The organism is Oligella ureolytica DSM 18253 (genome assembly GCF_000373745.1).
Lineage (GTDB): Bacteria > Pseudomonadota > Gammaproteobacteria > Burkholderiales > Burkholderiaceae_B > Oligella > Oligella ureolytica.
The window spans coordinates 26,486-48,635 of sequence record NZ_KB892302.1; the positions used below are offsets into that span (position 1 = coordinate 26,486).

A 22,150-nucleotide genomic window follows, 5' to 3' on the forward strand; every position below is an offset into this window, starting at 1 on the left:
GCCACCGCACAGGTGGCTTAGAAATAAATATCATTCCCCAAAAGCAGCTTCCATCGGTTAGCCACCGCACAGGTGGCTTAGAAATGCATCACCAACACCTCCCACTGTCTGCAAATGTTAGCCACCGCACAGGTGGCTTAGAAATGCAGCTAACACCAAAAGTACCCGCGGCAAAAGTTAGCCACCGCACAGGTGGCTTAGAAAAACATGCCTCCTGTAGCAGCCCAGTTTTGTGCGTTAGCCACCGCACAGGTGGCTTAGAAAAAGCAAGATGTGCCGGCCGGCACTCCTGTGTCGTTAGCCACCGCACAGGTGGCTTAGAAATGAAAAGATAGTGTGTATCGCTCTCCTGCAACGTTAGCCACCGCACAGGTGGCTTAGAAATTACTAAGCGACAACCACTAATTCCAAGTGAAGTTAGCCACCGCACAGGTGGCTTAGAAATTACGGTGTACCGGCAATACGAGGGACACATAGTTAGCCACCGCACAGGTGGCTTAGAAAGGAACGATGCTGCAAGTAAAATCAGTCGTACCGTTAGCCACCGCACAGGTGGCTTAGAAATGCTGTTGCGTCACTTACGACTGAGTCTCAGCGTTAGCCACCGCACAGGTGGCTTAGAAACGTGGTTGCTATTGATTCTGACGACAACAAAAGTTAGCCACCGCACAGGTGGCTTAGAAATCTAATGCTTGAATAGTGGACTCAAGGCGATAGTTAGCCACCGCACAGGTGGCTTAGAAAAGTAGACAGACCAGGCTTGCCCTACGCTAATAGTTAGCCACCGCACAGGTGGCTTAGAAAACGAGGATAATTAGTGCCAACAAGTAAGTTGTGTTAGCCACCGCACAGGTGGCTTAGAAATCTTGAATGATAACTGCATCGCTCGTACCACTGTTAGCCACCGCACAGGTGGCTTAGAAATAACGATTTTAGCGACAGACATGAGCAGCATCGTTAGCCACCGCACAGGTGGCTTAGAAATTTTTTAACGCGCTAGGCGTTGGCGTGGTGGAGTTAGCCACCGCACAGGTGGCTTAGAAAGTAAAAAAATTAAACAGTCGTCGCAAGCAGTAGTTAGCCACCGCACAGGTGGCTTAGAAACCTCTAGAAGTGCGTTATTGTGTGTCGATACCGTTAGCCACCGCACAGGTGGCTTAGAAATCATAGCTAGGCCGTTTGCATGTGCTTAAGCGGTTAGCCACCGCACAGGTGGCTTAGAAAATTGGCTTTTAAACTTTTACATTAAAACAACAGTTAGCCACCGCACAGGTGGCTTAGAAAATTTTATTTATTCCTTAAAGGCAGCCTGACGGGTTAGCCACCGCACAGGTGGCTTAGAAAATCTCCCGTAGCAAACTGAAAAGGTACCTCTTGTTAGCCACCGCACAGGTGGCTTAGAAAATTTACATATCTTGCGAATCTTGTTTAAGTTAGTTAGCTACCGCACAGGTGGCTTAGAAAATTATTATCAAACCGACCTAAAGCCCAATGCAGTTAGCCACCGCACAGGTGGCTTAGAAAAAAGGCGTTATCCGCTTGGAAGCCCTCTAGCTGTTAGCCACCGCACAGGTGGCTTAGAAATTAAACTGATATTAATCAATTATTCAATTGTAGTTAGCCACCGCACAGGTGGCTTAGAAACCAGTCAGCACTTTGTGTTCGCTGACACAATAGATGTTTTTTAATTGAGTTTATTAGAGTGAAGCTATGGAATGATAGAGTGTAGCTTCTACAGTGATACGCTTATAGAGCAGTTTATCAAAGGAATAATTACGCCTACTAAGCAGTATCCTGCCATTTTAGTACTAAATTGAGCGTCCTATAAATATAACATATCACCGAAGTTATCAACTTTGAGCACAAGATATGTGATGCCAATGCTTTGACTATGGATAAAAAGCTCAGATTACCGTCTTTTAAATAGCAGGCATTGCAAAAGTAAGGCGCTTTTTTTATATTATTCAAGACAGTTCATAAATTAAACTGTTATTTTGTCAATTCTTGACGTGATTAAGCCCAAATTTTAAGGTTCAGAAAACGCCGCATTACGACAATAGCTTGCTCTCAGTCACTAACTAAAATGGAGTATATAAGTGTCTTTTCTACTGGTTTTTCTTGGTGGTGGTTTAGGATCTGTAGCACGCTATAGCGTCAGCATCATGACGACCAAGCTATTTGGTATTCAATTTCTCTTAGGCACTTTATTAGTCAATGTTCTTGGTTCTTTTTTGATGGGATTAGCTGTCGAGTATTGGGCTCTCAAGAGTGGTTTATCAGAACAAACTAAGCTTTTTCTTACTACCGGTTTCTTTGGTGGTTTTACTACATTTTCTGCTTTTTCATTAGAGCTTGTTTTGCTATGGTCAAAAGGTGAGTTTTTACAAGCGACCTTGTATGTCATTGCATCAGTATTACTTAGTGTTGCGGCGTTATTTGTTGGAATGGCACTTATACGCTAAATGGCATACTAAGCTCACGATGGTCTTTGGGTTAACCCTAATCTATCTTGCTGTTTTCTGTATAAGCCCGTCTTTTGGGCTTCTCTGCTATTAATGTGGTGCCTGATGATGGGCCTAAAGACGTGATTTCAATAACATAGTAATTTGCTTTTGCTGTATACTCAAGTGGGTAAAAAAATTCACAATACTTATTTGAGGTTTTTAAACTCAACGTGGTTAGACGAAAAAAAATTCATACAAGACAAATGGCCATCGAATCTTATGAGAGAGACGATGGTCTTTGGGATCTGGAGGCTAAATTAGTTGACTTCAAAAGCTATGACTTTACAAGGTCAGATGGTTCGGTCAGAAAGGCAGGGGAGGCCGTTCATGATATGACTATCTGTCTAACAGTAGAGGATAGCGGTTTGATTGTTGATGCCAATGTCCACTATGACGCCGCACCTTACGGCGACGTCTGTCGGTCCATCGAGGAAGCATACAAGGGCTTTATTGGTTTACATCTATTAAAAGGCTTTCGTCACAAGGTTCGTGATAAATTTGCAAAGACGCAGGGCTGTACACACATGAGTGAGTTGTCTGTATTGATTCCTACTGTATTTGTTCAGAGTTTATCACGTAAGCGTATTAATGACGCGGTTGATGGTGGGCGCCGACCATTTCAGCTCGAAGGTTGCCATGCCTACTCTTTGGATTCCCCAGTTGTTAAAAAGTTTTACCCCCAATGGTATGTACCCAGTACAGACTAATGTGTAGTAAATTAAGTACTTTATTTTGGATAAAGTTTTTTCAATATTTCTTATAGGTCATCTATGAATATTCATGAGTATCAAGGCAAGGAACTATTAAGAAAGTTCGGCGTTAATGTACCTCGCGGTATTCCGGCTTTTACGGTAGAAGAGGCTGTTAAAGCAGCTGAAGAGCTAGGCGGTCCAGTTTGGGTTGTTAAAGCACAAATTCATGCCGGCGGTCGTGGTAAAGGCGGTGGTGTTAAATTAGCTAAATCAATCGATGAAGTGCGCGAACTGGCTAATGAAATTCTTGGTATGCAATTAATTACACACCAAACCGGCCCTGAAGGTCGTAAAGTTCAACGTCTTCTTATCGAAGAAGGCGCGGACATTAAAAAAGAGTATTATCTCGGTATCGTTACTGACCGTGGTACGCAGAAGAATGCTGTTATGGCTTCTAGCGAAGGCGGTATGGATATTGAAGAAGTTGCTGCCGAAACGCCGGAAAAACTGTTAAAAGTTTTTGTTGATCCTGCGACCGGATTGACTGCAGAAGATGCAGAGCAATTAGCTCGTGGTATTGGTATTCCTGAAGAAGCCATTGCTGAAGCGGTGGATCAATTCCAGAAGCTATACCAAGCCTACTGGGAAACTGATGCGTCATTAGCAGAAATTAACCCATTAATTTTAACTGGCGATGGCCATATTCGTGCGTTAGATGCGAAGTTTAACTTTGACTCCAATGCGTTATTCCGTCAGGAAGAAATTGTTGCTTACCGTGATTTGGATGAAGAGGACCCAGCTGAGATCGAAGCAAGTAAATTTGATTTAGCTTATATTCAGTTAGATGGTAATATCGGTTGCTTGGTCAATGGTGCCGGCCTAGCCATGGCGACCATGGATACGATTAAGTTGTTTGGCGGTGAACCTGCTAACTTCTTAGACGTTGGTGGCGGTGCAACAGCTGAAAAAGTAACTGAAGCGTTTAAAATCATGTTGAAAAACGACGATGTTAAAGCTATTTTAGTTAATATTTTCGGTGGTATTATGCGCTGTGATGTAATTGCTGAAGGTGTTATTGCCGCGTGTAAAGCAGTTAATCTAGATGTACCTCTTGTGGTTCGCATGAAAGGTACTAACGAGGAGTTAGGCAAGAAGATGCTAGCCGAGTCCGGATTGCCGATTATCAGTGCCGATACGATGGCTGAAGCAGCAACTAAAGTTGTTGAAGCTGCCAAATAAGATAGAGGATTACACATGTCAATTTTAATCAATAAAGATACCAAAGTTATTACTCAGGGGATCACAGGTAAGACTGGTCAATACCACACACGTTTTAGCCGTGAGTATGCTAATGGCCAGGCAGCTTATGTTGCAGGCGTAAATCCTAAACGCGCAGGCGAGGATTTTGAGGGTATTCCTATCTTCGGTACGGTACAAGACGCTAAAAATGAAACTGGCGCTAATGTCTCAGTTATCTATGTACCACCTGCAGGTGCAGCGGCTGCCATTATGGAAGCAGTAGAAGCTGAGTTAGATCTAGTGATTTGTATTACTGAGGGTATTCCTGTCCGTGATATGTTGGAAGTACGCAATAAAATGCGTGCAATGAACAGCAAAACACATCTACTAGGCCCTAACTGCCCAGGGATCGTTGTTCCTGATGAGCTTAAAATCGGCATTATGCCTGCACACATTCACCGTAAGGGTAGTATTGGTGTGGTTAGCCGTTCAGGTACCCTAACCTATGAAGCAGTTGCTCAATTAACTGAGCTTGGCTTAGGTCAGTCTGCAGCAGTCGGTATTGGTGGTGACCCGATCAATGGTCTTAAGCACATCGATGTGTTGAAGATGTTCAATGAGGACCCAGAAACCGAAGCGGTTGTGATGATCGGTGAAATCGGTGGTCCGGATGAGGTTGAAGCTGCTCGTTGGGCTAAAGACAATATGACTAAACCGGTAGTTGGCTTTATCGCCGGTGTAACAGCTCCTGCTGGTAAGCGTATGGGTCACGCAGGTGCGTTAATTTCAGGTGGTGATGACACCGCTAATGCTAAGTTGGCAGTCATGGAAGAGTGCGGTATCAAAACGACTCGCAATCCTTCAGAAATGGGTAAATTACTTAAATCTATCCTATAAAACTGACAGGCATTAGTTGAACCCCTAGTTATGTGTTGTGTAACTAGGGGTTTTTTGCTGTGCTAATTTTCTGAGAAATTATTAATTATTGAAAGCATTATCAACTTTCATTGAGTTATAATTTTTCACTTATTCGTGTAAATCAGGAACAAAGGAACATGATTGAATTTATTCAGATGATTCACTGGGGTGCAGTGTTTCAGATTATTTTAATTGACATTCTTCTTGGCGGGGATAATGCAATTATCATCGCATTGGCTTGTCGTAATTTAGAGAAAAGCCAACGCGTCAAGGGTATTCTTTGGGGTACAGCCGGTGCCATTATTATGAGAGTGATTCTTATCGCTTTCGCCATGTCGTTGTTATTAATTCCGTATCTAAAAATTATTGGTGCCATACTATTATTATGGATTGGTATCAAGTTGCTTGTTCCTCAAGATGAGCATCACGAGGTCAAGGCGAGTGGGAATGTCTGGGGAGCTGTACGGACTATTTTAATCGCTGACTTAGTGATGAGTTTTGATAATGTAATTGCCATTGCCGGTGCTGCCCAAAATACGGCAGATGGTCATCAGTTGTTCTATGTGATCTTTGGTCTGTTAGTGAGTGTGCCTATTATTATCTGGGGTAGTGCGCTCGTGCTTAAATTAATCGATCGATTCCCATGGGTGGTTATATTCGGTGCCGGTTTATTAGGTTGGATTGCCGGTAGTTTAATCGTTGGTGACGTTGCGGTTAAAGACCACTTCTTTGATGGCGCTGCAGCTCCTTCCACAGTCAAGTATGGTGCTGAAATTATCGGTGCGCTGTTTGTTGTCGGTATAGGGTTGTTATGGGCAAGAAAGCAAAAAAATAATTCTAAGGATGCTGTCGCAGGGCAATAATCACTTAAATTGATTGTGTAACTAACCACCATGTGTGTAGCTTTGATATCATTAATTAAAGTCTAGCCTTGGTGGTTAGTTGTTTTTGAATATTAAGAATAGAATTGAGAGTACATTGAAGTTACCTGAAAAAATCGTTATTGCGACCCGTGCCAGTCGTTTAGCTCTTTGGCAAGCCGAGTTTGTTCAAGACGCTTTGCAGAAGCAGTATCCCGGACTAATCGTTGAACTACTTAAGATGACGACTAAGGGTGATCAGATTATTGATCGCAGCCTATCAAAAATCGGCGGTAAGGGATTATTTGTTAAGGAGCTGGAAACAGCGCTACTTGATGGTCGTGCTGATTTAGCGGTGCATTCACTTAAGGATGTGCCGATGGAGCTTTATGACGAATTCTCTCTAAGCACCATCTTAAAGCGTGCTGATGCGCGTGATGCTTTTGTTTCAAATAAATATGAAAACTTGGATGACTTACCAGAAGGTTCTGTGGTGGGTACATCAAGTTTGCGACGTGAGTCGCAAATTCGAGCGCGTTATCCTAAGTTAGTGGTACAGCCTTTACGCGGTAACTTAGATACTCGCCTTGGCAAGTTAGATGCGGGTGAGTATGATGCCATTATTTTGGCTGCTTCGGGTTTGGAGCGCTTAGGTTTAGGCGCGCGTATTCGTTCACGTCTGTCTTTAGAGCAGAGTTTACCTGCAGCGGGACAAGGGGCACTGGGTATTGAGGTGCTTAACACTCGTGACGATATGAAGGAGCTATTGTCTTTTCTATCTTGTCATGAAACAACGGCAGCAGCTACTGCAGAGCGAGCTATTTCCCAAGCTCTAGGTGGTTCGTGTCAGGTGCCTATCGCGGCACATGCTGTGGTAGAGGATAACCAGCTTTATTTAAGAGCGATGGTGGCGTTGCCGGATGGTACTGAAAGCTTATCAACCGATATTCGAGGAGAGCTGGATAAAGCGCAGGAATTAGGTGATAAAGCGGCAAATGACCTATTAGACCGAGGTGGTAAGAAGCTTCTAGCAAAAGCGTTGGAGCAGAGTGCTGCACGTCAATTCTAAAATTTAAATTTTGCAGCGTTGCCTTTCGCTTCACCTTTTATATGTCCTTTGATTTAGTCATTAATACGCGTCCTGCACATAAAAACTTAGAACTTCAAGCTTTATTAGCTGATTTTGACGTTTTGAGTTTGCCTGCATTGTGTTTGCAGCCGTTGGACTTTGAGCTGCCTGATGATTGGCAAAGCAGTGATTTTGTTTTTTTCGTCAGTCAATATGCGGTAGATAGTTTTTTTAATAGGCTTAACGCTAAAGAAGTTAGCTGGCCTTCCACACTTTTTGCGGCTGCTGTAGGACAAGTTTCAGCAGCGGCTTTAATTAATCATGGTGTTGCACCAGATAAGGTGTTGCTTGCGCCAACCGGTGACTCTGATTCTGAGTCTTTTTTGGATTGGTTTGAAAAAAAATACCAGGTGCCTAAACAGGTCATGATTGTGCGTGCTCAGCAGGGGCGTAATTGGTTAAATGAGCAGCTTAAGCAGCGCTCTGTAAAAACCTCTTTTTTGACGGTGTATAAAAGAGCTCCTGCGGTTTGGACAGAACAGCAAATACAGCCTTTATTAGCGCTACTTCACAAAAATGAACATGCACGAGTTTGTTGGTTATTAACAAGTCGTGAGAGTGTCGATGCCATAATTCAACAATGGCTAAAGGTACCTACATTTGCAAAGCTTTGTTGGGCGCATGAGTTTTTGGTGTTTCATCCCCGCATTGCAGAGCATCTAGAGCAAAAGAGAGTTCAATTTGCTCCATCGCAACATCGTGCGCTTAGTGTGCATTTGACTCAGCCGGATAATCCAAGTATCGCAGAAACTCTTATTAGCTTAATATAAAGCAAGGATATATGGAGTGAGTATAGCTACGAGTCACTTCGTCTTATTGGACGATATTATTAATGAAAAAGCCACTTTGCTAAGTGGCTTTCAGCATCATTTGAGTTTTGCTGCTGACGAGCTGGTAATGCTCGATATAGCCTTAGATACAGGCTGGAAGCAGGGCTTGTTTTCATTTCTCTACATACCCTATGAGTTTGGTGCTGACCTTGTCAATGAACAGCTTAGTTCGCCTAACGCTTCAGATAATCATATTCATATATTTTGGTTTTCCCAAAAACGCTATTTATCGGTAACTGAAATCACTTATTATTTAGATAGCTATTCTACGGCAACAGCAGGCATTGCAGAGGCCAATCTTTCTATTGATGCAGCAGCATATACTAAGAAAATCACAGCGATTCATGAAGCAATTAGCCGCGGTGATGTGTATCAGATAAACTTTACATCTAATCTGGACTTTAAAACATACGGTCATCCTGCTGCTTTGTATAGACGTTTGCGCCAACAGCAACAAGTGCCGTACGCTGCACTTGCTAACTTGCCTTTAACCAATCGGCCATGGTTGCTTAGTTTGTCCCCTGAATTGTTTTTGGATATTCAAGCGGATGGTTTGATTAGGACTAAGCCGATGAAGGGTACAGCACCTATTCTTGGTGATGGCTTGGACGAAGAACGAGCGGTTAATTTGCGGGCAGATCTAAAAAATCGCGCTGAAAATTTGATGATTGTTGATCTGCTGCGCAATGACCTCGGTCGAATTGCTGAAACAGGTCAAGTCAAGGTACCTGCTTTATTCGAGGTTAATCGCTTTGGTTCGGTTTGGCAAATGACGAGTACGGTAGAGGCTAAGATTCCGTCCAACAGCGGCTTTTCATCATTATTAAAGGCGACATTTCCTTGCGGATCCATTACAGGAGCACCCAAGAAAATGAGTATGAAACTCATTAAGGAGCTTGAAAAAAGAACACGAGGGATTTATACAGGAAGTATTGGATTAATCGAACGTAATGCCGATGCGCATGAACCCGGTGCCTTGGGTTTCCATGGGCAACTTAATGTCATGATCCGTAGTTTCCACTTGCGAGAAGGAAGTGAATGCTTTCAAGCCTCCATGGGAGTAGGATCGGGGATTGTTATTGATAGCAAAGCAAGTGAAGAATATGACGAATGTTTCTGGAAAGCCCGTTTTATCCTAGGTTTACCGCCTGAATTTGCTATTTTTGAAACAATGCGCTGGAGTCAAGGCGATTGTGAGCTATTGGCACGTCATAAATTGCGATTATTTAATTCTGCTGTATCGCTCGCCTTCTTAACATCCACGACCAAGTTAGAACAGGCTTTTTTACATCTTATTGAGCAGTTACCCCTGACCGGTGAATATCGATTAAAGATCGCGTTAGAGCCACTGAGCGAACGTTATGAGCGTTTTAAGGCAGATTATAGTGTGGAGGTTAATTCTCAGCTCACGCTTTCTGCCACGCTTTATACGCTGGAAGAATTGCCTAAGGAGTCGATGCTTTTACTTTATAAGCACGCCTCAGCATTTAATCCCTCGTATTTGAGCCGTCACAAGACGAGTCAGCGCACATTGTATGATGCCGCTTTGGCAGAGGCGATCCAATACGGTGCCTTTGATCAGTTATTATTTGATCAAGAAGATCATCTCTTAGAAGGCGCTAGAAGTAATGTGTTTTTAAAGATAAATGATGTATGGTATACCCCAAGCACTGAGCTACCGATTTTGAATGGGGTGATGCGACAAGAGGTACTGGCTGATACGAACGCTTATCTAAGTACAGCAAATGTGATTGAAACAAAAATTACCCGACAGGCGCTTCTTGAGTCTGAAGAAATCATGGTAAGTAATGCACTTCGAGGGCTTTTGAGGGCGAAATTGCTGATAGTTTAAATTTTGTCAATTGGCAATTGGATAAATCATGCTAAATTGCAATAATGATTAATCTGTCATTATGATTGGTATAGAATCAAAAAGATAGTAAACTTTTACTTTAGCTAAGTAATGGCCACACTAGGTGTAGAGCTAACGATAACAATATAAACTTTAAGTGGCTAATAACTAATTCATCTGAAGGAAGATTAAATATGGCAAAAGGTCGTAATCGTAATAATCAAACAGGTAATCGTCCTGAGGATATTGAAGAATCTACTGATGCAGAATTTCTTCAAAATGATGATCAAGTCGATATTGATTTAAAAGACGAAGAGGAGCAAGCAATAATGGCTAACGAGCCGTCAAAGCAAGATGACGATGACATTGAAGTAGCAGAGGAAGCACAAGATAATTCAACGACTGCTGTGAATGGTGGTCCTGATCAAGACACCATTACTTCTGATGCAGAAAAAGCTAAGAAAAAAGGTAGTAATGCAGTTTGGTATGGTGTCGGTGTAGTGTTAGTCGCTGCGGCCGTTGCCGGTATTTATTACTCGAACCAAAGCGATGAGAGTAGCAATGACCCAACCGTAATGAGTCAATCAGCAGAAGAAACTGAGGCTGTCCCAGCCGAAGCGACTGCTTCTGAAGAATTGACTGGTGACTCTTTCATAGAGGATGAATCAGCCACAGACTTAGCAAGTTCTGATGATGTCGTTGAGCACCAGACAGGTAAAGAAATAGCTGAAGATGAACATACGCCTGATGCCACAGCGGATGATAGTGAGTCTTCATCAGTCGACGAGCGTCCTGCGGAGCAGAGTGCTGCTGTTACCCCTGAATTGGGTATTGGTGCTTTTGAGCAAGAAGAGCTTGCGACAGGCGAAAAAGAGCCGGAGGATGTGACATCAATGGATGAACCAAATGTCGACCGTGTGGATGGTTCTGAAATTGAAGAAGTTGAAAATGACGCACTCAACGATACAAAATCTGAGAGTGAGGCAACTTCTACTGAGCGAGATGTAATATCTGAGGAAACTACTGATGCCGCACTTAATCCGGAAACACAGCAAGAAGAGGATATAAGCGATATTCAGGAGGCTGAAGCGGCATCTCAATCTCAAGAGACAGAAACAGAAGCTGAAGCCGGCGCAGTAGACGACGCAGCTGAGGATTATGTTCAGCAACAACAGCAAGTTCAAGCCCAAGCGATTGCTGCAGTAGAAGAGCAGGGTTCACAAGTGATTGCTGAGTTAGAGCGTGAGTTTGAAGTGCTTGCTGCTCGCCAGCAGCACGAAATCCGACGCCTGCAGCAAGAATTGTCCAGTATGCAGCAGCATTTACAAGATACTAATGCCAGCGCTGACGGTCTTTTGTTAAATGATGTTTCTCGATTGTTGCAGTCAGCAGAAAATGAGCTGCGATTCAATGGCAACGTAGCAAATGCCGTATCTATTCTTACGGTTGCACAGCGTATCGCTGCTGAGTCTAAAAATACTATGCTGGATGGTTTAGTCGGAGCGATTGGTGCCGATATCGTGACGTTGAGATCGAGTGAATCTGCGACAGTTGAGGACATGTTTAGACAGGTACAACAATTGTCAAGGTTAATTGATTTGGCGCCTTTAAATACCCCGGATTATTCCTCTCATAGCCACCTTATGATGCCAACTAAGTCGACGGCAGAAAGTTCTGAATTTGCAGAGGCCGCACCTCCAGAGTCTAAAGAGGTTACGACAAATGCAGATGCTAGATGGTACGAGCGCACCTGGTCACAGACGAAGTCTCTGGCCAGCACAGCATATAGCGCCATTGCCAGCGATTTGGGTGAATTAGTCCGAGTCGAGAAGCTTTCTGAGCCGGATTCCGGTCTGCTATCTGCGGAACAAGCAGGTATTATGCGCAATAACCTTAAAATGCAGCTAGGTTTTGCTCAGCAGGCGTTAATGAGTCGACAGCAAGGTATTTGGCAGACATCATTGGCATCTGTAGCAGAGTCTTTGCAGCAGTATTTCCGTCAAGATTCAAGCGAAGCTATGCAAGCTCAATCAATGTTAGCTGATTTAGTAAAAGCATCGGTGCAGCCCACTATGCCAGATATTTCTCATAGTCGTAGAGCGCTATCAGAAACTTATGAGCAGCTTCGTGTTCAACGTTCTTTCCAGGAGTAATTTATGAAAGCTGTGATTAAATTACTACTGTTAATAGTGCTCGCTGTTGCCGTTGGCGTCGCTTTGCAAGATACCACGGGTTATATCAGTCTCGTCATCAATGATGAGCGCCGTACGGTTAGTCTCGTCGTGGGTGTGCTGTTTCTCGTACTTCTGTTCTTTATAGCCTATCTTTTGGTGCGCATCGTTTCTCGTCTTTTAAATGCCCCCAAAAATATTGAAACCTGGCGTGAAAAGCGTCGTACTAAGCGTGATTTAGATCTCCTAGAGCGAGGCTGGATGGGTTGGTTGGAAGGGCGTGTCGATATCGCTGAAAAGGACTTTAATAAGTTGCATAGTAAAACACGCAGTGAACAGCGCCAAGTACTTGCCAGTTTGGCAGCAGCTAAAGCGGCACATCAGATAAATGACGATCTGAAACGTGATGAAATGCTTCAATTAAGTCATGATACCGCAATGAGTTATCCTGAATTATTCGACGCGGTTAATACGGTCAAGGCGGAGATTTTATTAGATCAGAGTAAGAGTGACGAAGCGATTTTAATTTTAGAAAAGCTTAATGAAACGCATCCTAATCAAATTCATATTCGTAAATTGCTTTTACGTGCATACAAACAAGCAGGCCGTCTGCGTGAGGTGATAAAAGAAGCACGTTACCTTGAAAAGAAAAAGAAAATTGATCCGAGTTATGCTAAAGCTTTAATAGAAAATTCTGCGACGACGATAATTTCTTCTCCATCAGAGTTGTTATGGGAGTCTGTTTATGAGCAGTTGACTTCTGAAGAGCAAAGTAAATCTGCTATCGCGATTGCCGCAGCGCGTCGTTATGCCGATCGAAATGATTATAAGCAAGTGATGAAGGTGTTAGAAAAATCGTATGAGGCTGAGTATGACGAGCAGATTCTTCAAGAGTACGTCAGTTTAGATGTCAAAGAGCAGCAGCCTCAACGCCTTGCAAAGATTCAAAAGTGGTTAGAAAACGATTCTCAGAACCCGGATTTGTTGCGTGCAGCGGGTCATTTATGCCTTTTAGAGCAGCTTTGGGGCCAAGCGGAGCGCTACCTAATTAAAAGTGTAACGATAGAGGATGACCCTAGAACCCATGCTCTGTTAGGTACCTTGTACGATCGATTGTCTAAACCTGAAGAAGCTCTAAAGCATTGGCGTCATGGCTCATCAGCTGTTGTTATGTTGCCCGGTGCTTCGGCCTTGCCATCGGCCGATACCAAAAATGATCCCTTAGGGCCGCCTGATATGAAAAGTTTAGATGGTCCCGATGACCATTTTATTTCATCAAGAGCTAAGTTACAGACAATTGATAAAAACGAATTCTCAGAAGATAAGAATTAGCGTTTGTTTAGCTTCATTTCAAGATAGTATTAATATAAATTTAGAACGATATTTCAAAAGGTGAATTATGAGTTTAGTAAACGTTCCTGCCGGTAGTAACTTACCAGAAGAGTTTAATGTCGTGATCGAGATTCCAATGAATTCTGATCCGATTAAATATGAAGTTTGTGGTGATACCGGTGCGGTAGTTGTCGATCGTATTATGCTGGCAGCGATGCATTACCCGTTGAATTACGGCTATATTCCACAAACATTGTCGCTCGACGGTGATCCGGTTGATGTGTTAGTAAAGACACCATTCCCTATTCAGGCAGGTTCGGTGATCAGGTGTCGAACCATTGGCGTATTAGAGATGGAAGACGAAGCAGGTGTCGATGCTAAATTAATTGCTGTGCCGGTGGATAAAATTTATCCGCTCTATTCATCAATTAAATCAATTGATGATTTACCTGAACTAGAGCGTGCGCAGATTAAGCACTTCTTTGAGCATTATAAGGATCTGGAAGCAGGAAAATGGGTCAAGGTGACTGGTTGGAATTCTGCTGAGGTTGCTAAAAAAGAAATTAGTGCTAGCGCAGAGCGTTTTGAATCTAAATAAATACGGATAAGTATATAAACTAGTCGTATAGATGGGCTGCATCGTTTTATCGGTGCAGCTTTTTTTATGTTGAATCGTTGCTTATATGGCTTTTTTGACGAATTTAATAAGATTGAGATATTTAATATGTAAATTAGTTTTTCATCAGTAGAAAGTTTATTGGCTACCGACTCGCTTGCTAAATAATATTCAGTATTTTTTTACTATGTTTATTATTCAAATAAGCGATGATATACAGCTCCTTACGCGAGGTTCTTATTGGCTGGTTAAACGTAGTCAACGAGCTTGTTTGACTATCGTACACTTTTTGCATGATGTATTTGTTGTAATAATATGTCGCATCTTTCTGTTATTGGTAATGGTCTTAGGTGTGGTTGACGGTTAAACTTTGTGGACTTTCTTTTATTTGGTGTTATTAATATTTAATTTTTAGGAATTTAGTTATGAAGTTAAAATTATCAATTGCTATTCTATTTGCGTCTGTGGCTCTGGTTGCTTGCGGTGACAAAGAATCAACTACTGAACCGACCGTTTCGTCCAACCAGCCAGAGGTAACAGCACCGGTTGAAGGCAATTCTAATATTCCACAAGCGTGTATTGATTACTTTGATACGGTGGAACGTTTTATCGCTCAGTATCCTGATGTTGGCGCTTCATACCAAGCAGCTATTGATCAGACCAAATCACAAATTGAAAGTGCCGCTGATGCTGACAAAGCGACTTTTGAATCAACTTGCCAAAAAGCATTAGAAACGTTTGAATCACAAACAGCAAATATGCCTCAGTAAATTTTTGGCATAAATTTTAACCACGTATTAACAGAGGTGGCGTTATGAAATTAAAAGTATTAATAGCTACATTATTCGCTTCATTTGCCTTAGTGGCATGCGGAGAGGGTGATAGTAATAGTAGTAACGTTCAGAGTTCTAATTCTATTGATGGTCCAGCGACAACAGGGGTAGCAGGTACAACAACACCGACCCAATCATTGGCCGAGGAAGCTGAAGCAGCGAAGACTGTATCAGCTGATGATTCCAAGGCTGACGAGTCTACGGAAGTAGTTGAGAAAGAGGAAGAAGAGATTCCGGGCGCTGTGGAGCAATCTGCAGCGGCTGATGATGATAATCCGTTATCAACTATTCCTCGTGAGGATCTGCCACAAGAGTGTTTGGATTATTTCCAAGCGTTAGAAGATCGCTTAGCAAAGTTCCCTGAAGCCAAAGATGCCGCTCAGTCAGCAGCAGAAGAGATACGACAGGCCTTTGAAACGATGGGTGGTGATCTTGAGCAGTTTGCCCAGACTTGTAAAGACAGATATGAGGATTTTCAAGAGGCAAATGCGAAGTTAGATGAGTAATTGTTAAGGGAGTAAGTCCCTTAGTTTTACTTTCCAATAAAAAAGCTGTTAATTATGAAATGGCCTCTAAAAGTTGGACACAAGCATCCAACCTTTAGGGGTCAGTACAATTAAAGCAGCTTTTTATTGGAGAGCATTAAATAATTAAGATAATTTTGCCATTTGCTCTTTAACTTGAAGCAATTGTTCACCAAACTTAGCGACCCGTTCCTTCTCTTGTTCAACAACGGCAGCAGGGGCTTTTTCAACAAAGTTTTTATTGTTGAGCTTCCCTTGAGCTTTGTTTATCTCATTTTGAAGGCGTTCTACTTCTTTAGTTAAACGGGCTAATTCAGCTTCTTTATCGATTTCTACTTTAAGCATTAATTGACTTTGCCCTAAGCTTTGTACCGGGAAGCCTAGATCAGGCAGTTCGTCTACGATTTGAACTTCACTTAGTTTTGCCAATGCTTTCAAATAGGGTACGTAGCTAGTTAGCTTCTCTTTATCACCGACAGCTAATAGAGGTACGCGTTCTGCAGGAGATAATTTCATCTCGCCGCGGAGGACACGAATTGCTTCTACGTGAGCTTTCAAATCTTCTGCTTTAGCTATTGCGTCTGCGTCGATCAAGCTATCATCAGCTTGAGGGTACGGCCTGATGCTGATTGATGTTTTTTGTGATTTAGTCATGACTCCGGCGGCTAAAGCTACTTTTTGCCATAACTCTTCAGTGATAAACGGAATAATAGGATGCGCAATGCGTAATAACGATTCCAGCACATTGATTAAGGTGCGTCTAGTGCCGCGTTGCTGCGCTTCGCTTCCTCCTTGCAACTGAACCTTGGCGATTTCCAAGTACCAATCGCAATAGATATCCCATATAAAATGGTAAATAGCATTTGCTAATATGTCAAAACGATAATCAGCAAAAGCCTTGGCGACAGTTTTCTTGAACTTATGAAGTTCGCTGATAATCCAACGGTCAGCAAAACTTAATTCAGAGCCGGCGCGTTCTAGGTCATGACCTTCAACATTCATCAAAACAAATCGCGTCGCGTTCCATAGCTTATTACAAAAGTTACGATATCCACCACAACGATTTAAGTCGAAGTTCATATTGCGACCTGGTGTTGCGTAAGCGGCCATGGTAAAGCGAAGCGCGTCAGAGCCATAGGCCTCAATGCCCTCAGGAAAGTTTTTGCGTGTGCTCTTTTCAATCTGAGAAGCTTGCTCAGGGTTCATGAGGCCATAGGTGCGTTTGCTAATGAGTGTTTCTAAATCCACTCCATCAATAATATCAACCGGGTCTAAGGTATTGCCCTTAGATTTAGACATTTTTTGACCCTGTGCATCTAGAATCAAACCATGGATATAAACTTCCTTGAAAGGAACCTGACCGGTCATGTGCTTACTCAACATGATCATGCGAGCAACCCAGAAGAAAATAATATCAAAACCGGTGACTAACACATTAGATGGCATATAGCGACTGTAATCTGCTGTCTTTTCAGGCCAACCCATTGTGGTGAAAGGCACGAGGCCTGATGAGAACCAAGTGTCTAAGACATCTTCATCACGTCTTAGTGGACCCTCTACGCCTGCTTTTTTAGCTTGTTTATTAGCTTCTTGTTCTGTACGCGCTACAAAAACTTGACCATCTTCACTGTACCATGCAGGTATTTGATGTCCCCACCAAAGTTGGCGAGAGATACACCAGTCTTGGATGTTATTTAGCCATTGATTGTAGGTGTTGACCCAGTTTTCAGGATGGAATTTGATCTCTCCGCTACTGACTGCTTCCAATGCAACCTCGGTGATGCTTTTACCGGGGTTAAAGGTGCCTTCTGGTGCTGGTTTAGACATGGCGACAAACCACTGATCGGTCAGCATGGGTTCTAACACAGCCTTCGTGCGATCGCCGCGAGGCACCATCAGTTTATGTGGTTTAATTTCTGCTAATAGGTCCAAATCCGCAAGCGTATCCAGGATTTTTTTTCTGGCAACAAAACGGTCCAAGCCTTGATATTCGACAGGCGCATTTTCGTTGATTTTGGCATCGAGCGTAAGAATGTTAATTAGCTCTAAATTATGTCGTTGACCTACAGCGTAGTCATTAAAATCGTGCGCCGGTGTTACTTTGACTACACCAGTACCAAACTCTTTATCCACATACTCATCAGCGATGATAGGTATGATGCGTTGGGCGATTGGTAAAATGACTTTTTTGCCAATTAGATGCTGATAGCGCTCATCCTCAGGGTGCACCATCAGCGCTACGTCGCCAAGCATGGTTTCCGGGCGAGTGGTGGCGACAGTGAGGTGGGTAAGTTCAGCAGTCGGTTCCACTAGCGGGTAGCGAATATGCCAAAGCAGGCCATTTTCCTCAACATTTTCTACTTCGAGATCAGAGACGGCTGTGCCTAATATGGGGTCCCAGTTAACAAGACGTTTGCCGCGGTAAATTAACCCCTGTTCGTATAGGCGGACAAAGGTCTCGATCACCCCTTTGGACATACGATCGTCCATTGTAAAATACTCACGACTCCAGTCAGCAGATGAGCCTAAACGACGGAATTGAGACATCATGGTGTTGCCGGACTTTTCTTTCCAGTCCCAAACACATTCGACAAATTTCTTGCGACCTAAGTCATGCCGGGAAATCTTTTGGGCGTCTAGCTGGCGCTCTACGACGATTTGGGTTGCAATGCCTGCGTGATCAGTGCCCGGAACAAATACCGTATCAGAGCCAAGCATACGATGATATCGGATTAAACTATCCATGATTGCTTGGTTAAACGCATGGCCCATATGTAAGGTGCCGGTGACGTTGGGTGGCGGGAATTGGATAGTGTATGGTTTGCCGCTCAAAGGTGAGCTAGTTTGGGTAAATTGACCCGCTTTGAAAATACCTAATTCATTCCATTTATCGTACCAAGTAGATTCGATATTTTTAGGTTCAAAGCTTTTAGCAAGTTCTTCACTAAGAGGGGTTTGATTCATTTGATTACCGTTGTTAAATACTAGATTAATTCAAGATTTATAAGAGTATTGGTTTTTCTTATTTAATGCCTTATTTTAAGGTGTAAGAGCAACTGTTTGCATGTTAAAATGCAGGTTTGTGTAAAACAGCTGAAATTCTCTTATGATTTCTTATGAGTAGGCACCTTAGCTTCTTGTGCTAGAAGAGCATAAGGGGCGTATAAGAAAGCTCTCATAGGTGGGCTATAGAAAGCTTATTAGGCGCTGTTTTAGACATCGTTTTAAATTAATTTAAATTTTTCTTGGAGCATAATATGGCCGTTGAGCGCACGTTATCGATTATTAAACCTGATGCAGTTGCTAAAAACGTTATCGGTGAGATCATTTCTCGCTTTGAAAAAGCGGATCTTAAAGTTGTAGAAGCAAAAATGGTACAACTTTCTCGCGAAGATGCTGAGGGTTTCTACGCAGTGCACAAAGAGCGCCCTTTCTTTAATGACTTAGTTGAATTCATGATTTCTGGTCCTGTTTTTGTTCAGGTGCTAGAAGGTGAAAATGCTATCGCTAAAAACCGCGAGCTTATGGGTGCTACAAATCCTAAAGAAGCTGCTCCTGGTACTATCCGTGCTGATTTCGCTGAGAGTATTGATGCAAACGCTGTTCATGGTTCTGATGCGCCTGAGACTGCTGCTGTTGAAATTGCATACTTTTTCGGCAAGTAATTTTTATTTTTTACATGACTGATAAGCAAAATTTATTAGGAATGGACTTAGAAACCCTGACCTCTGAGTTACAAGAGGCAGGGCATAAGCCTTTCCGTGCAAAGCAGTTACTACGCTGGGTTCACCAGCGTAGTGAGGCTGACTTTTCTAATATGACGGATCTGGCCAAGGGCTTCCGTGCCCAGCTGGAGGACCGCTATTGTATACACTCACTTAGCCCGATACTAGATAAGACGTCTAACGACGGCACTCGTAAGTGGCTTTTTGATGTTGGTAACAACAACGCGATCGAAACAGTTTTTATTCCCGAAGATGATCGTGGTACGTTGTGCATATCGAGTCAGGCCGGTTGTACCGTAGCTTGTCCTTTTTGTTCAACCGGTTATCAGGGCTTTAATCGTAACCTGAGTACGGCGGAGATCATTGGTCAGTTATGGTATGCGCGTTCAGAATTGCAAAAAAATCAATCTGTGGCTCGTATTGACGGCCAGATGCCGGTTGAGCCGGAGCGAGTGGTATCCAACGTTGTCATGATGGGGATGGGCGAACCTCTTTTAAACTATAAGGAGTTATTGCCGGCTCTACGACTGATGCTTGATGATCACGCCTATGGGCTTTCTCGTCGTCGAGTAACGGTGTCCACGTCGGGTGTTGTGCCTATGATGGATCGTTTGGCAGAGGATTGCCCAGTTGCTTTGGCAGTGTCTTTGCATGCGCCCAATGATGAATTGCGCGATAGATTGGTTCCATTAAACAAAAAGTATCCTTTACGTGAGTTACTTGCAGCCTGTAATCGTTATTTAGAGCATGCGCCGCGTGATTTTGTTACTTTTGAATATATTATGCTTGATGGCGTCAATGACAGTGACCAGCATGCAGATGAGTTAATTGAAATAGCCAAGCAAGTTCGTTGTAAATTAAATTTAATCCCTTTTAATCCCTTCCCACAATCAGGGTTAAAGCGTTCCTCCAATAACCGTGTTCGGGCTTTTTCCGAGCGTTTGCAAAATGCCGGGATCGTTACCACTACTCGCAAAACGCGTGGTGACGATATTGATGCTGCCTGCGGTCAATTGGCGGGTGATGTCAAAGACCGTACCAAGATTACGCAAAAAAGACGTGATGACGAGGTAATTCCTGTGGCTGATGGGGTGATTCCTATTTACGAGGTGCGCCAGTGAGCTCTCAACAAGAAATGCCGGATTTAACAAGGGAGTCTGCTCCTCAACCTGAGTTGGCAGATTCCCTTAGCGGATTGCTACATGCAACGCGCATTCGTAAGAATTTAACAATTGACGATGTTGCCAACACAACAAAATATAGTAAATGGCAATTGCTAGCTTTAGAAGATAAAAATTGGGCTGCATTACCCGAAGGCTTCATTTTGCGATCGATTGTACGTAAGTACGCGGAAGCATTGTCAATTGATCCGGACGTTGCGTTAGAGCTACTGTCGCGTGAGACAGGAAATAAACCTAAAAATTCAGATTCTAAAAACTTAGTAAGCAGTCTGGACTACAAGATGTCGCCAACTAGTACCGACAAAGCCAAGACAAGAGGCTTTTCCATATCAACAATTATTTGGTTACTGCTGTTGGTCGCGATTATCGTTCTAGGTATCGCGCTTTGGCAAGAAGCGATTACCCTTGAAGATCTTAATTTAGGTTTTGTTAGAGACTGGTTTGATGCTGTATGAACAAGGAAATGAAGGCAAATTTTGAAGTAAGAGATACTCCTTATCCGATTGGCCCACTGAAGCGCCGTCATACCCATCAGGTTGATGTCCGTTGGCAAGAGCATGTGGTGTCGGTAGGGGCCTCTCATCCTGTGGTGGTGCAGTCGATGACAAACACCGATACTGCCGACCCGATTGCTACAGCCATTCAGGTTAAGGAGCTTGCTCAAGCCGGCTCGGAAATGGTGCGGATCACTGTAAATAGCCCGGAAGCAGCGAAAGAAGTACCTAGGATTCGTGAGCAGCTTGATAGAATGGGTGTTTATGTGCCTTTAGTGGGTGATTTTCACTTTAATGGTCATAAGCTATTAACTGATTATCCTGATTGTGCCCAAGCACTATCCAAATATCGCATTAATCCCGGCAATATGGGTGGCGGCAAGCGCAGAGACGATAACTTCGCCAAAATGATCGAGGTGGCTATCAAAAACGATAAGCCGGTGCGTATCGGGGTTAACTGGGGTAGCTTAGATCAAGACCTCATGGCCAAGATGATGGATGAAAATAATCAACGTGTCACACCTTGGGAAGCTCAGGCGGTGATGCGCGAAGCATTGGTGGTTTCTGCGATTACTAATGCCATGAGAGCAGAAGAGTTGGGGTTGTCTGCTAATAAGATAATTCTTTCTTGCAAAGTAAGTCATGTGCAAGATCTTATTTCGGTATATCGCAACCTGGCATCACGCTGCTATTATGCTCTGCATTTAGGTCTAACTGAGGCCGGTATGGGTTCTAAGGGTATTGTTGCCTCTACGGCCGCTTTAGGTGTTTTAATGCAAGAGGGGATTGGCGATACGATTCGCATTTCTCTTACTCCCGAGCCGGGTGGTAATCGTGCAAATGAGGTCATTGTCGCGCAAGAGATGTTGCAATCAATGGGTTTAAGGGCTTTTACGCCGATGGTCGTAGCCTGTCCCGGTTGTGGTCGTACCAGCAGCACGTTTTTCCAAGAGCTGGCTGATAAAATTCAACATTATTTACGTGATAGTATGCCGGAATGGAAGGATCGTTATCCAGGAGTGGAGACGATGAATGTTGCTGTGATGGGTTGTGTGGTTAATGGCCCGGGTGAAAGTAAGCATGCTGATATCGGTATTAGCTTGCCCGGTACGGGTGAAGTTCCTTCAGCACCGGTTTTTATTGATGGTGAGCGTCAAATGACTCTCAAAGGTGAGACGATCGCCGAAGAATTCCAAAAAATTGTTGAACAGTATGTTGATCGACGTTATGGTCAAAAACTCTAATTAAAA

The 22,150-nt window shown here is 43.2% G+C and carries 18 protein-coding genes and 1 CRISPR repeat array (1 of these 19 only partly in view); of the genes, 17 read left to right on the forward strand and 1 reads right to left on the reverse strand.

Going from position 1 to position 22,150, the window contains the following annotated elements:
• A CRISPR array of direct repeats spans positions 1–1,644; the repeat unit is 28 nt; unit sequence GTTAGCCACCGCACAGGTGGCTTAGAAA (it extends 1,804 nt beyond the left edge of the window).
• 452 nt (positions 1,645–2,096) lie between these two features.
• The 13 genes from crcB (at position 2,097) to B092_RS0106955 (ending at position 15,482) form a co-directional block, all read left to right on the forward strand.
• Positions 2,097–2,462, forward strand: coding sequence for a fluoride efflux transporter CrcB (gene crcB / locus B092_RS0106895; RefSeq protein ID WP_018574524.1), 366 nt, complete (start codon positions 2,097–2,099; stop codon positions 2,460–2,462).
• A 245-nt stretch (positions 2,463–2,707) separates the two neighbouring features.
• Positions 2,708–3,211 (forward strand): DUF2889 domain-containing protein, encoded by a 504-nt coding sequence (locus B092_RS13905; RefSeq protein WP_018574525.1) that lies wholly within the window; start codon positions 2,708–2,710, stop codon positions 3,209–3,211.
• Between the two features lie 63 nt (positions 3,212–3,274).
• Complete coding sequence (sucC, locus tag B092_RS0106905) at positions 3,275–4,435, forward strand: ADP-forming succinate--CoA ligase subunit beta (protein ID WP_018574526.1); 1,161 nt, start codon at positions 3,275–3,277, stop codon at positions 4,433–4,435.
• 15 nt (positions 4,436–4,450) lie between these two features.
• A complete protein-coding gene (gene sucD, locus B092_RS0106910) occupies positions 4,451–5,332 on the forward strand; it encodes a succinate--CoA ligase subunit alpha (RefSeq protein ID WP_018574527.1) in 882 nt (293 codons plus the stop codon).
• A gap of 158 nt (positions 5,333–5,490) precedes the next feature.
• On the forward strand, positions 5,491–6,216 hold the full coding sequence (locus tag B092_RS0106915; RefSeq protein WP_018574528.1) for a TerC family protein: 726 nt from the start codon (positions 5,491–5,493) through the stop codon (positions 6,214–6,216).
• 115 nt (positions 6,217–6,331) lie between these two features.
• Entirely contained in the window at positions 6,332–7,282 is a 951-nt protein-coding gene (hemC, locus tag B092_RS0106920; protein WP_018574529.1) for a hydroxymethylbilane synthase, read from the forward strand.
• Between the two features lie 41 nt (positions 7,283–7,323).
• Positions 7,324–8,112 carry a uroporphyrinogen-III synthase gene (locus B092_RS0106925; protein WP_018574530.1) on the forward strand — a complete coding sequence of 263 codons (789 nt, stop codon included), beginning with the start codon at positions 7,324–7,326 and terminating at the stop codon, positions 8,110–8,112.
• 16 nt (positions 8,113–8,128) lie between these two features.
• Complete coding sequence (locus tag B092_RS0106930; RefSeq protein ID WP_018574531.1) at positions 8,129–10,024, forward strand: bifunctional chorismate-binding protein/class IV aminotransferase; 1,896 nt, start codon at positions 8,129–8,131, stop codon at positions 10,022–10,024.
• A 194-nt stretch (positions 10,025–10,218) separates the two neighbouring features.
• Positions 10,219–12,177 carry a uroporphyrinogen-III C-methyltransferase gene (locus B092_RS0106935; protein ID WP_018574532.1) on the forward strand — a complete coding sequence of 653 codons (1,959 nt, stop codon included), beginning with the start codon at positions 10,219–10,221 and terminating at the stop codon, positions 12,175–12,177.
• A 3-nt stretch (positions 12,178–12,180) separates the two neighbouring features.
• Positions 12,181–13,527, forward strand: a complete 1,347-nt coding sequence (locus tag B092_RS0106940) for a heme biosynthesis HemY N-terminal domain-containing protein (protein ID WP_018574533.1) — start codon at positions 12,181–12,183, stop codon at positions 13,525–13,527.
• A 67-nt stretch (positions 13,528–13,594) separates the two neighbouring features.
• Positions 13,595–14,125: an inorganic diphosphatase gene (gene ppa, locus B092_RS0106945; RefSeq protein WP_018574534.1), complete on the forward strand. Its 531-nt coding sequence runs from the start codon at positions 13,595–13,597 to the stop codon at positions 14,123–14,125.
• 443 nt (positions 14,126–14,568) lie between these two features.
• Positions 14,569–14,913: a DUF5339 family protein gene (locus B092_RS0106950; RefSeq protein ID WP_018574535.1), complete on the forward strand. Its 345-nt coding sequence runs from the start codon at positions 14,569–14,571 to the stop codon at positions 14,911–14,913.
• Positions 14,914–14,957: 44 nt separating this feature from the next.
• Positions 14,958–15,482: a hypothetical protein gene (locus B092_RS0106955; RefSeq protein WP_018574536.1), complete on the forward strand. Its 525-nt coding sequence runs from the start codon at positions 14,958–14,960 to the stop codon at positions 15,480–15,482.
• A 144-nt stretch (positions 15,483–15,626) separates the two neighbouring features.
• Here the strand turns inward: B092_RS0106955 and B092_RS0106960 are convergent, their stop codons facing one another.
• A complete protein-coding gene (locus B092_RS0106960) occupies positions 15,627–18,464 on the reverse strand; it encodes a valine--tRNA ligase (RefSeq protein WP_018574537.1) in 2,838 nt (945 codons plus the stop codon).
• A 293-nt stretch (positions 18,465–18,757) separates the two neighbouring features.
• On the opposite strand from B092_RS0106960, the gene ndk reads away from it, so the two are divergent.
• From ndk to ispG, 4 genes are read left to right on the forward strand one after another with little or no spacing between them, the layout of a single operon-like run.
• Complete coding sequence (ndk, locus tag B092_RS0106965) at positions 18,758–19,165, forward strand: nucleoside-diphosphate kinase (protein ID WP_018574538.1); 408 nt, start codon at positions 18,758–18,760, stop codon at positions 19,163–19,165.
• 14 nt (positions 19,166–19,179) lie between these two features.
• The gene (gene rlmN / locus B092_RS0106970) at positions 19,180–20,346 is read left to right on the forward strand and encodes a dual-specificity RNA methyltransferase RlmN (RefSeq protein ID WP_018574539.1); all 1,167 of its coding nucleotides are present in this window, start codon (positions 19,180–19,182) and stop codon (positions 20,344–20,346) included.
• Positions 20,343–20,861, forward strand: coding sequence for a helix-turn-helix domain-containing protein (locus tag B092_RS0106975; protein WP_018574540.1), 519 nt, complete (start codon positions 20,343–20,345; stop codon positions 20,859–20,861). Before rlmN ends, B092_RS0106975 begins: the two co-directional genes overlap by 4 nt.
• A gap of 8 nt (positions 20,862–20,869) precedes the next feature.
• Positions 20,870–22,144 carry a flavodoxin-dependent (E)-4-hydroxy-3-methylbut-2-enyl-diphosphate synthase gene (gene ispG / locus B092_RS0106980; protein ID WP_026253655.1) on the forward strand — a complete coding sequence of 425 codons (1,275 nt, stop codon included), beginning with the start codon at positions 20,870–20,872 and terminating at the stop codon, positions 22,142–22,144.
• Positions 22,145–22,150: the final 6 nt, after the last annotated feature.

Excerpts from the sequence above, each read along its gene's own strand:
- B092_RS13905 (WP_018574525.1), top strand. The coding sequence starts at position 2,708 with ATGGCCATCGAATCTTATGAGAGAGACGATGGTCTTTGGGATCTGGAG.
- sucC (WP_018574526.1), top strand. The coding sequence starts at position 3,275 with ATGAATATTCATGAGTATCAAGGCAAGGAACTATTAAGAAAGTTCGGC.
- sucD (WP_018574527.1), top strand. The coding sequence starts at position 4,451 with ATGTCAATTTTAATCAATAAAGATACCAAAGTTATTACTCAGGGGATC.
- B092_RS0106915 (WP_018574528.1), top strand. The coding sequence starts at position 5,491 with ATGATTGAATTTATTCAGATGATTCACTGGGGTGCAGTGTTTCAGATT.
- B092_RS0106925 (WP_018574530.1), top strand. The coding sequence starts at position 7,324 with ATGTCCTTTGATTTAGTCATTAATACGCGTCCTGCACATAAAAACTTA.
- B092_RS0106935 (WP_018574532.1), top strand. The coding sequence starts at position 10,219 with ATGGCAAAAGGTCGTAATCGTAATAATCAAACAGGTAATCGTCCTGAG.
- B092_RS0106940 (WP_018574533.1), top strand. The coding sequence starts at position 12,181 with ATGAAAGCTGTGATTAAATTACTACTGTTAATAGTGCTCGCTGTTGCC.
- ppa (WP_018574534.1), top strand. The coding sequence starts at position 13,595 with ATGAGTTTAGTAAACGTTCCTGCCGGTAGTAACTTACCAGAAGAGTTT.
- B092_RS0106950 (WP_018574535.1), top strand. The coding sequence starts at position 14,569 with ATGAAGTTAAAATTATCAATTGCTATTCTATTTGCGTCTGTGGCTCTG.
- B092_RS0106955 (WP_018574536.1), top strand. The coding sequence starts at position 14,958 with ATGAAATTAAAAGTATTAATAGCTACATTATTCGCTTCATTTGCCTTA.
- B092_RS0106960 (WP_018574537.1), bottom strand. The coding sequence starts at position 18,464 with ATGAATCAAACCCCTCTTAGTGAAGAACTTGCTAAAAGCTTTGAACCT.
- ndk (WP_018574538.1), top strand. The coding sequence starts at position 18,758 with ATGGCCGTTGAGCGCACGTTATCGATTATTAAACCTGATGCAGTTGCT.
- rlmN (WP_018574539.1), top strand. The coding sequence starts at position 19,180 with ATGACTGATAAGCAAAATTTATTAGGAATGGACTTAGAAACCCTGACC.
- ispG (WP_026253655.1), top strand. The coding sequence starts at position 20,870 with ATGAAGGCAAATTTTGAAGTAAGAGATACTCCTTATCCGATTGGCCCA.